We start from the raw sequence: 7,697 nt of genomic DNA on the forward strand, positions 1-7,697 counted from the left end.
GCCGCTGTTCCAGGACGCCGCCAGGCAGCAGGCACCGCATTTTTGGCAGTTCAACTCGGCGTTCATATGGAAGGCAGCTTCCTCATGGCTACATGTATGGAGTCCATGGCGGTGTCGCGACTGAGGGTCCCAGCCTTGATGAGGTCGAGAATCCGCCGAAGTCCGTCGCGGACCGCCGCGAGCTCACTGTCGCTTGGATTCACGCGCTGGCCAGCGGCCCCAAGGCCTGCTATGTAGGCCATGTCGATCGCGAAGCAGAGGAGATCCTCCTGGCGCGCGGCGAGACCTCGGAGTCTGCGCACCTCGGTAAGGAGCGCCCAGGCGTCGTGGTGTCCGAAGTCCAGCCGGTTCTCGATCGCGTCCAGATTCAGGTCAGTCATGGGTCGTGTCCCGGTGGCTTGTCACGCGAAGGACGGCGGCCACGCCGCAGCAGGCGCCGAAGAAGATCAGCGCCACCACGACGAAGAACAAGGCGAGGCCGTACATGCCGCCAGGCTAGCATCGCGGTCGGACACCTCCCGTAGACTGCCGACATGAAGAAGGGCGACCTCGTCCGGTTCAAGCAGCCGGAGAACTACAGCCTGTTCCTATGCTGGACAGACCGCATCCGCTTCGTCCGGGACCACCCGACCCTGAAGAGCTTCGTCGAGCTCGACAACACGGTCATGAAGCAGTGGGTCCTCAGGGCAGATGTCGAACCCTTCGTCGAGCCTGTCAAGGAGAAGTAACGTGGACTTCGAGCTTCGCGAGGCCGAACGCAAGAAGGACAACTCACCCGAGGACCGCGCCGCGTGGCTGAGACTGCGTCTGGGGCTGGGGCAGTTCGAGGAGGGCCAGCTCGAGTTCTTGGCCCTGTGCGGTGATGCCGGCGCCGTCTCCGCTGGCTTCCTGCGCGAGCCGTCGTTCTTGGCGCGAGTCGCAGGACTCCTCGAGTTCGGCCCCAGAGCGGCCCTCACAGCGTTGGCGATCGCCGCCGTGGAGGTGTCGAAGACCCAGGGCGGACTCGAAGCCATTTACGAGTTCGGAGTACGGGTAGCCATGGCGGTCGACGCATTCGAAAGCAAGGGCCTGGCGCCTGTCACCTGGCGACCTGTCGACCGCTCCGCGGTGAACATCCACGGCGTCGTCCAGCAGGTTCAGGCGGCCATGGAAGAGAACATCGGCGCCGAGGTCTTCGGCGCAGCCGTTCAGGCGGTTCGCGGACTCGACAACATCCCGCGACTGGAGGGAGAGCTCACCGCCGCCGTCTGGACCGAGCTCCGTCGCTGGGCCGAGAACGGCGGTGGACGGTGGAGGCCAGAAGGACACACGCAGGACCCGGAGCCGATGACTGTCGGGAGTGAGGAGGGGTTCGCTCACATGGCGCCGGCGATCCCGACCGACGAGTTTTCGGGCGACGAGGTGGGAGAATTCGGCATGAGTAGCTTCTTGAGCCCCGACCAGCTCGGACCCAGTTTTTGGCTTCAACGCGCCGAATACCTGGAGACGGAAGCCAAGCAGGCTCGACTGCACGTTCAGCGAATGGCTGACGAGGCCGAGGAAGAGGCGCTGAAACAGCAGCGCAACGCCGAATGGAATATCGAGGCCGAAGCTCAGTCCGACGAAGCTCAGTTCAACGAAGAGGTCGACGCTCGGTTCAACGAAGAGGTAGACACCGAGGAAGAGGACTAGGAATCGTCGTCCTCGGCAGACTCCTCCAGGCGCCGGTGCTCCCGCATGGCGTCCTCGGCAGGGTTGTCCTCGTCGTCCGGTTCGGACAGGCGAATGATCTCGGGAGGCGGCTGTAGCGGCTTGAAGTCGTGCGGCGGCGCGAACTGAAGAATGATCCCCTCGATCTTCCGCTCGCCGCTCATGGTGACGAGCTTCGTCGAGGCCATGATCCACTGCACGACGTCTTCGTTGAAGCCACAGAAACGCAGCCTGCCCATGGCTTCCTCGGGCCCGTGCGTCTTGAGGGCGCCCAGGAAAGACTGAACCGCATCGAAGAAGTTGCCGTAGAACCTGGACATGCTCAGATCCTGCCGAGTCTCTTCTCTTCGTCGACGAAGGCCCGCATGAGCTCGACCTGGCGCGGCGAAAGCTCCTTCGGGAGTTGGAGCACGATCTTGGCCATGTGGTGGCCCTGCTTGTCACCGGCGCGCACGCCGTGATTGTCGATCCGTAGCAGGCTGCCGGCGTTCGTGTTCGGCGGGATTCCGATCAGGACCTGGCCGCGGATCGTCTTCACCCGCGCCTTGCCGCCGAAGAGGGCCGTGTAGAACGGGATCGACAGGTCGGAGTGGACGTCGTTGCCGACGCGCGAGAAGTTCTGGTCCTTCTTGATCGCGATCACGACGATCAGGTCACCTGCGGCGGCCGCGCCACCGCGGCCTTGCTCTCCAGCTCCGGGCACGCGGAGCTTCTGTCCGGCGCAGACGCCTGGCGGGATCTCGACGTCGACGTTGAAGGTCGTGTCTTTCTTGCCGCTGGTCTCGCACTCCCTGCAGTCGGTCTGGCCGTAGAAGCCCTGGCCGTCGCAGCGCACGCACACCTGCTCGCGCTGGTACTCGACCGGCTTCAGGCAGCCGTTCACCGACTCGAAGAAGTCGATCTCGAGGTCGATCTGGAAGTCGTCGCCCTTCTCGAGGACCTCGTCCTCGTCGAAGGCCGTCGGGAAGCCGACCGCGAAGCCGCCTCCAGCTCCGACTCCGCCGCCGTTGTCGTACTGAGCGCGCTTGGCCGGGTTCGAGAGGATCGTGAAGGCGTCCTTGGCGGCCTTGTAGTTCTCGGCGGCCTTCGGGTCCTTGCTGCTGTCTGGATGCAGGCGGGCCGCGATCCGGCGCCATGAGGTCCGGATCGCGGCCGCGTCTGCGTTCCGCTGGAGGCCCAGGAGCTGGTAGAGGTCGCTGGGCACCTTGAGCTCTACTGCTTGACCTTGGCCGCCTGCTCGACGGCCTTCTTCTTGCCGAGCGGAGTGAGCGTCCAGCCGACGACGACGCCCTTCTGCGCGATCGGCTTGAAGTACTTGGCGTCCTTCTTCATGTCCTGCGTGAAGTTCGCCGCGTTGTAGACGTTCTTCTGCTGGCAGATCGCGCGGAAGCCCTCGATCGAGATCAGCCCCTTGGGGCTCCGCAGCGCGATCGCCATGGCGATCGCACAGCGCTTGGCGCGACCGGACATCTCGCCCTTCGGCTGGTTGCCGCCGCGCCCGACGCCGACCTTGACGCCGATGGGGCCCTTCATGGCCTTGTTCGAGGTCTTGGCCTTCGCGGTGGTGCGACGGGCAGCGACGGAGCTCTTGGCCGCAGCAGGGCTCTTGCGCCACCTCTTCGCCGGCACGGGCTTCTTCTCGACGACGACGGGCTTCTTCTCGGTCTTCACGGTGGCCTTCGCCTTCTTGGCGGCGGGCGCCTTGGCGGCGGTCGGCTTCGTTGCCTTGGTCGCCTGAGCCTTCGCCTTGCTCGAGCCGCCCTTCTTCTTGGGCTTCTTCGAGGTGGGCTGCTCGACCTTCTCGGCGACGTCCGATGTCGCGTGGCCGCCGGTGTTGACCGTGGCGGTCTGCGTGGCGGTGTTGGTCTCGGCGACCGTGGCGGTCGCGCCTTCGGTCGGCGGGGTGGTCGGATCGGAGATGTTCACGGGGCTCCTGGGATGCGGGTTGTTCGGTGAGGTCAGGCACTTTAGCAGATGCGACTGACAGCGTCCTGCATCGCCGTAGCTTGTGGCTGCGAGCAAGAGCAGGAGGCACGAGATCGCCAGCGGATCGATTACCACGTCCCCTTGAGGGCCTTCTGGCGGCGCTGCTCAAGGAGAGCGACGGCCTCCCACTCCTCCTCCCAGCGCTTCAGCATGTCGACGAACGTCTCTGTCGGCGCGGGCGGGATCGGACCCTTGAGCTCGCCAGGTTCGTCCATATCGTCCTCACCAGGCATGGGTCGTCGGCTCAGGACGCTGGAGACCGTAGGTGTCACGCAGGACCTCGACGATCAGCTTGGCCTCGTAGCGCAGGTCGTCGAGGGTGCCGTTGTTCATGACGACGCGGTCGAAGAGCTTCGCGCGGGCCGCGAGGTGATCGGTCTTGGCTCTCCAGATGACAGCCTCGCTCTCGTGCATGAGGACGACTGGCTTCACCAGGCGCCGCACGAGCGGAAGGTTCGTGAGGAAGGAGACCAGGCGCCAGCCGGCGGTCGGCGGCTTACCCAGGTGCTTCACCGCCGACCGGTGGATCAGGACGTTCAGGACGGCCTCGCTCTGGAGCGCGTCCTTGAACTTGAGCCGCTCGTTTGGGAAGCGCCCATCAGAGACCACCACGAGCGGCTTCCCGGAAGCGCGCGCCATGGCGCCCAGGCGATCGACCCAGATCAGCGGGGACACCCCGTTGCGTCCTATGTTCGTACCGAGCCACTGAAGCCAGTGACGCGCAGTCTTCCCGTACACGGTCCAGGTGTTCTTGACGTCGTTCGATCCGTAGGACACGGCCTTGGGGATCCCGATCAGAACCTCGGCGGCAGCCTTGAGGGGGTCGGCGAACGCGCACCGGAAGGTGTGATCCGGCCCGAACTCTTCGGCGATCAGGTTCGCCAGGGCGTCCTTTCCGTGCGACGACTGGCCATGCACCACAACCGCGACCTGCGCTTCCACGAGCTCCTCCCCGCTGCCGAAGGCGAAGATCCTACCGGCTAGGTCCGACAGGCTATTCGCATGGACTCAGCCTGACGCCATGCAGGATCACCATGAGGCGCGTGACCCGGCTCACGGGCTGCCGCATCTTCCCGATCAACCGCAGGCGCGTGTTGCACTGGGGCGCGATCTCGAACGGAAAGCGGCCACGGATCTCGCGAACCCCACCCTGTCTCATGACCCTCCGACGGCCTGGCACACGGACGTTCCTGGCATTGGCGCACCTGGCTCCAGCCAGTTGAAGCACTCCGTCCTCGCTGGTCGGCATCGTCGCCGGATCTTGCATGACGTATCGCAGCGGCCAGTGATGCGACGCGCGGACGGAGCTTGGCCAGAACTCGAGCACGCAGTCGTTCCACAGCGCCTCGACGTCGGAGAATAGAGAGCCTGAGTCCGGAACCACGGACAGACCAGACCAGAAGAACACAGAGCGCGGAGGAAGGATGTCGTTCCAGGAAGCGTCCGCGCTCGTGTCGGCGAGCGACTTCGCGCGTCCGAGCACTGGATCGCAGGCCCCGGCGCCCCAGTGGAAGACCCAGCTCAGAACCTCGGACTCGACTGGCGTCGGCGGAACCGCCACGACGTCGTAGAGCGGCGCGCGGTGCGCGCGTGCCGCCGTGGCCGCTGGGAGCGGAATGAGCTTGAGCCCATTCGATCTCTTCGGCTCGTCCTCTTGGACCTGTCCGGCGCGCTGGTAGGCCTTCCGGAGCGCCAGGAGTGCAGAAGCGTCGCCCGAGAGAACCCGGCGCTCGAGCTCGCGGAGAGCGTCGTCCACTACCCGCAGTTCTCCTGGCACACCCCACACGCGCCGGGGACCTGATCGAAGAGATCGCCCCTCGAGATCACCTGAGAGCGCGGCGATCGCCTGATTCTTCGTGCGCACGTGCATGGGTCCGCGCGTGCAGGCCGGGTAGAGATCGGCGCCGCCGCGACCGTCCGGTTGGATCCCGATCACGAGGTGCGCGTTGTGAAGGCCGTTCGCGACCCGGTACCAGAGCCGCCGGCTTTCATTCGCTCCGTCATGGAAGCGGTCCAGGTGGATCTTGGCCAGGTTCTCGCCGATGACCTCCGCGAGCTGCTCGGTGACGATCGAGTCGTTGCGCCTCGAGACCTCGTCACGCACCTTCTCGTAGAGCGCCAGGAGCTCGGTGTCGGGGAGGCGAAGGACGGCGTCACCGTAGAGGAAGTCCCGGAAGGTCGTGCGGTTGCCGAGATCCATGATGGCGGAGTCTAGACTCCAGGTCCGACACCTGGGTCGCTCAGCGTGCCGTCACCCATGAGGGTCGGCCCGAGGTTGTTGATCTGCAGGCGCTCGGCAGGCGTCGGGACGTCGGGGGCCGCGTCCGCGTCCTTCTCGATTGCCGTCAGACGCAGCGGGTGGGTGCTCTTGCGTAGCCCGGTGGGTGGGGTCAGTACTCTCCGCTGGAGACCACGATCACGAGGTGAGGCGGGGTCAGGGTGCGACCGAGTTCGTCGAGGACCGGGAAGGTAACGCCAGAAGGTCCGGCTCTCATGCGCTCGCGGGTCTCGACGACGAGTTGCGGACAGCGTGGATTGATCGGGTCGAGCTCTGACCGCAGCACGGCCGTGATCCAGCCGGTCTTCCGCACAGAGAGGTCCGGGTCCGGAGGTAGTCCGAGATGAGTCCTCAGGATACGGAGATCTCCACCGGACTCGAAGTTGTCGAGCGTGACCGGAACCGCCCAAGTCGAGTAGACGATCGGCGGAGGCCGCACCTCTGTCGCGGGTGGCATACCCAAGATGCCCAAGGTCAGGATCGAGGTCCAACTCGTGCTCCAGAAGAGGACGAGGCCAGTCTGCGTTCGGAGGTACTCGTAGGTCAGCCGCAGGCGCACCTCGGCGTTCTCGGGGTCGCCTTCCAGAAGGCGCTCGAGCTCACGGATCCCGGAAGCCTGGCTGGTCATACCCGCCGTGTACCATACGGATCGGACACATGAAGCTGACTTCCGACTACATCGACTACTACGATCATCAGTTCGATGGGTCGTGGACAGACGCCGACATCTTCTATCGATATTCCAAGACCCAGAAGCTCCGCCGGACGGACCACGACGAGCTCGCCGACGTCGGCTTCCGGGTGCCTCCTCGCGGAAACGTCAGCGCGCTCTACATGGCGGGCGAGCCGCAGCACGCGCCGAAGCAGCTCGTGATCTACGTCAACGAGTCCATGCACCGCGGCGAAGGCAAGATCCTGACCGACGCGGCCTTCGCGTTCGAGACCTACCCGGACCACTACGCCACGGTCTACCTGCCGCAGCGCTACCCGGTCAGTTACCGGCTCCTGCTCGTCGGCAAGCTCGCCTTCTGGCTGCGCTACCAGTCGCGTGACGACATCTGGCGCAGCAACGTCGGCGAGGTCGCTGTCACGGAGCCACCCAAGGGGCCGCCGGGCACTGTCGATGACACGATCGACCTCGTCACTGCGGCCCTGCGACTCAACCACCCGCTCGTCGCGATCGACTTCGTCGAGTGGCACGAGCTCCTGTGGGCGATCGACCTCAACACGGCGCCCCAGATCAAGGGCACGCCGATCGAGAAGAAGCTCAGCCCCATGGGGGTCTACGGCGCGATCCTGGATCGCGTCGAGGCGCTCCGGAACCAGCGAACATGACTCCGCGCCAGAAGGACAAGCTCAAGGCTCAAGAGCAGGCGATCCTGAACCACGCCGAGCACTGCGTCGATTGCCTCGCCGGCTACGTCTGCAAGACCGGGGCGCGCAAGCTTGACTCCTACGAGCGCGACAGGAACCGCTACCGGCAGGACGACCGCAACAGGCTGGCGAGGCAGAAGAAGAAGGAGGAGGAATCTTGAGCGGACCCACGGACCTGTTTGTGACGGTCGACCGAGACGCCGAACAGATCGTCATGGCGACCTACGGCGGCTGCGTAATGATGGGGCTCGTCGCTTCGGAAGATGTCGCTCACAAAGTCGGGATTCTTCTGGGGATTCGATCCACGACGCTGAAGGACGACAAGCGCGAGGCCGTTGAGGTCTACATCAACCGGGACCAGGCAGGAGTG

At 65.1% G+C, this 7,697-nt stretch carries 13 protein-coding genes; 5 read left to right on the top strand and 8 right to left on the bottom strand.

The genetic code is table 11. From position 1 onward, the window contains the following. Nucleotides 1–62: 62 nt before the first annotated feature. On the bottom strand, nucleotides 63–380 hold the full coding sequence (locus IPF76_RS14945) for a hypothetical protein (RefSeq protein ID WP_293845667.1): 318 nt from the start codon (nucleotides 378–380) through the stop codon (nucleotides 63–65). A gap of 153 nt (nucleotides 381–533) precedes the next feature. Here IPF76_RS14945 and IPF76_RS14950 point away from each other — a divergent pair, with 153 nt between their 5' ends. Next, nucleotides 534–728, top strand: a complete 195-nt coding sequence (locus IPF76_RS14950; protein WP_293845670.1) for a hypothetical protein — start codon at nucleotides 534–536, stop codon at nucleotides 726–728. Between the two features lies 1 nt (nucleotide 729). After that, nucleotides 730–1,671: a hypothetical protein gene (locus tag IPF76_RS14955; protein ID WP_293845673.1), complete on the top strand. Its 942-nt coding sequence runs from the start codon at nucleotides 730–732 to the stop codon at nucleotides 1,669–1,671. Here IPF76_RS14955 and IPF76_RS14960 read toward each other — a convergent pair. From IPF76_RS14960 to IPF76_RS14990, 7 genes are all read right to left on the bottom strand, one after another. Next, complete coding sequence (locus IPF76_RS14960; RefSeq protein ID WP_293845675.1) at nucleotides 1,668–2,009, bottom strand: hypothetical protein; 342 nt, start codon at nucleotides 2,007–2,009, stop codon at nucleotides 1,668–1,670. The genes IPF76_RS14955 and IPF76_RS14960 overlap by 4 nt on opposite strands. A gap of 2 nt (nucleotides 2,010–2,011) precedes the next feature. Then, nucleotides 2,012–2,893, bottom strand: coding sequence for a DnaJ C-terminal domain-containing protein (locus tag IPF76_RS14965; RefSeq protein WP_293845678.1), 882 nt, complete (start codon nucleotides 2,891–2,893; stop codon nucleotides 2,012–2,014). An 8-nt stretch (nucleotides 2,894–2,901) separates the two neighbouring features. Further along, nucleotides 2,902–3,615, bottom strand: a complete 714-nt coding sequence (locus tag IPF76_RS14970) for a hypothetical protein (protein ID WP_293845681.1) — start codon at nucleotides 3,613–3,615, stop codon at nucleotides 2,902–2,904. Nucleotides 3,616–3,743: 128 nt separating this feature from the next. Beyond that, the gene (locus IPF76_RS14975) at nucleotides 3,744–3,890 is read right to left on the bottom strand and encodes a hypothetical protein (RefSeq protein WP_293845684.1); all 147 of its coding nucleotides are present in this window, start codon (nucleotides 3,888–3,890) and stop codon (nucleotides 3,744–3,746) included. Between the two features lie 7 nt (nucleotides 3,891–3,897). Beyond that, entirely contained in the window at nucleotides 3,898–4,617 is a 720-nt protein-coding gene (locus tag IPF76_RS14980) for a hypothetical protein (protein WP_293845688.1), read from the bottom strand. Nucleotides 4,618–4,669: 52 nt separating this feature from the next. After that, nucleotides 4,670–5,875 (bottom strand): hypothetical protein, encoded by a 1,206-nt coding sequence (locus IPF76_RS14985; RefSeq protein ID WP_293845691.1) that lies wholly within the window; start codon nucleotides 5,873–5,875, stop codon nucleotides 4,670–4,672. A 190-nt stretch (nucleotides 5,876–6,065) separates the two neighbouring features. Next, nucleotides 6,066–6,581 carry a hypothetical protein gene (locus tag IPF76_RS14990; protein WP_293845694.1) on the bottom strand — a complete coding sequence of 172 codons (516 nt, stop codon included), beginning with the start codon at nucleotides 6,579–6,581 and terminating at the stop codon, nucleotides 6,066–6,068. Between the two features lie 29 nt (nucleotides 6,582–6,610). On the opposite strand from IPF76_RS14990, the gene IPF76_RS14995 reads away from it, so the two are divergent. The 3 genes from IPF76_RS14995 to IPF76_RS15005 form a co-directional block, all read left to right on the top strand. Next, the gene (locus tag IPF76_RS14995; RefSeq protein WP_293845697.1) at nucleotides 6,611–7,288 is read left to right on the top strand and encodes a hypothetical protein; all 678 of its coding nucleotides are present in this window, start codon (nucleotides 6,611–6,613) and stop codon (nucleotides 7,286–7,288) included. After that, on the top strand, nucleotides 7,285–7,488 hold the full coding sequence (locus IPF76_RS15000) for a hypothetical protein (RefSeq protein WP_293845699.1): 204 nt from the start codon (nucleotides 7,285–7,287) through the stop codon (nucleotides 7,486–7,488). The genes IPF76_RS14995 and IPF76_RS15000 overlap by 4 nt, the downstream gene beginning before the upstream one ends. Next, nucleotides 7,485–7,697 (top strand): hypothetical protein (locus IPF76_RS15005; RefSeq protein ID WP_293845702.1); only part of this gene is annotated, 213 nt, incomplete at its 3' end. The genes IPF76_RS15000 and IPF76_RS15005, both read left to right, overlap by 4 nt.

It is taken from the genome of Sphingopyxis sp. (assembly GCF_016704835.1).
GTDB lineage: Bacteria > Pseudomonadota > Alphaproteobacteria > Sphingomonadales > Sphingomonadaceae > Sphingopyxis.

Excerpts from the sequence above, each read along its gene's own strand:
- IPF76_RS14950 (WP_293845670.1), top strand. The coding sequence starts at position 534 with ATGAAGAAGGGCGACCTCGTCCGGTTCAAGCAGCCGGAGAACTACAGC.
- IPF76_RS14960 (WP_293845675.1), bottom strand. The coding sequence starts at position 2,009 with ATGTCCAGGTTCTACGGCAACTTCTTCGATGCGGTTCAGTCTTTCCTG.
- IPF76_RS14990 (WP_293845694.1), bottom strand. The coding sequence starts at position 6,581 with ATGACCAGCCAGGCTTCCGGGATCCGTGAGCTCGAGCGCCTTCTGGAA.
- IPF76_RS14985 (WP_293845691.1), bottom strand. The coding sequence starts at position 5,875 with ATGGATCTCGGCAACCGCACGACCTTCCGGGACTTCCTCTACGGTGAC.
- IPF76_RS15000 (WP_293845699.1), top strand. The coding sequence starts at position 7,285 with ATGACTCCGCGCCAGAAGGACAAGCTCAAGGCTCAAGAGCAGGCGATC.
- IPF76_RS14945 (WP_293845667.1), bottom strand. The coding sequence starts at position 380 with ATGACTGACCTGAATCTGGACGCGATCGAGAACCGGCTGGACTTCGGA.
- IPF76_RS14975 (WP_293845684.1), bottom strand. The coding sequence starts at position 3,890 with ATGGACGAACCTGGCGAGCTCAAGGGTCCGATCCCGCCCGCGCCGACA.
- IPF76_RS14995 (WP_293845697.1), top strand. The coding sequence starts at position 6,611 with ATGAAGCTGACTTCCGACTACATCGACTACTACGATCATCAGTTCGAT.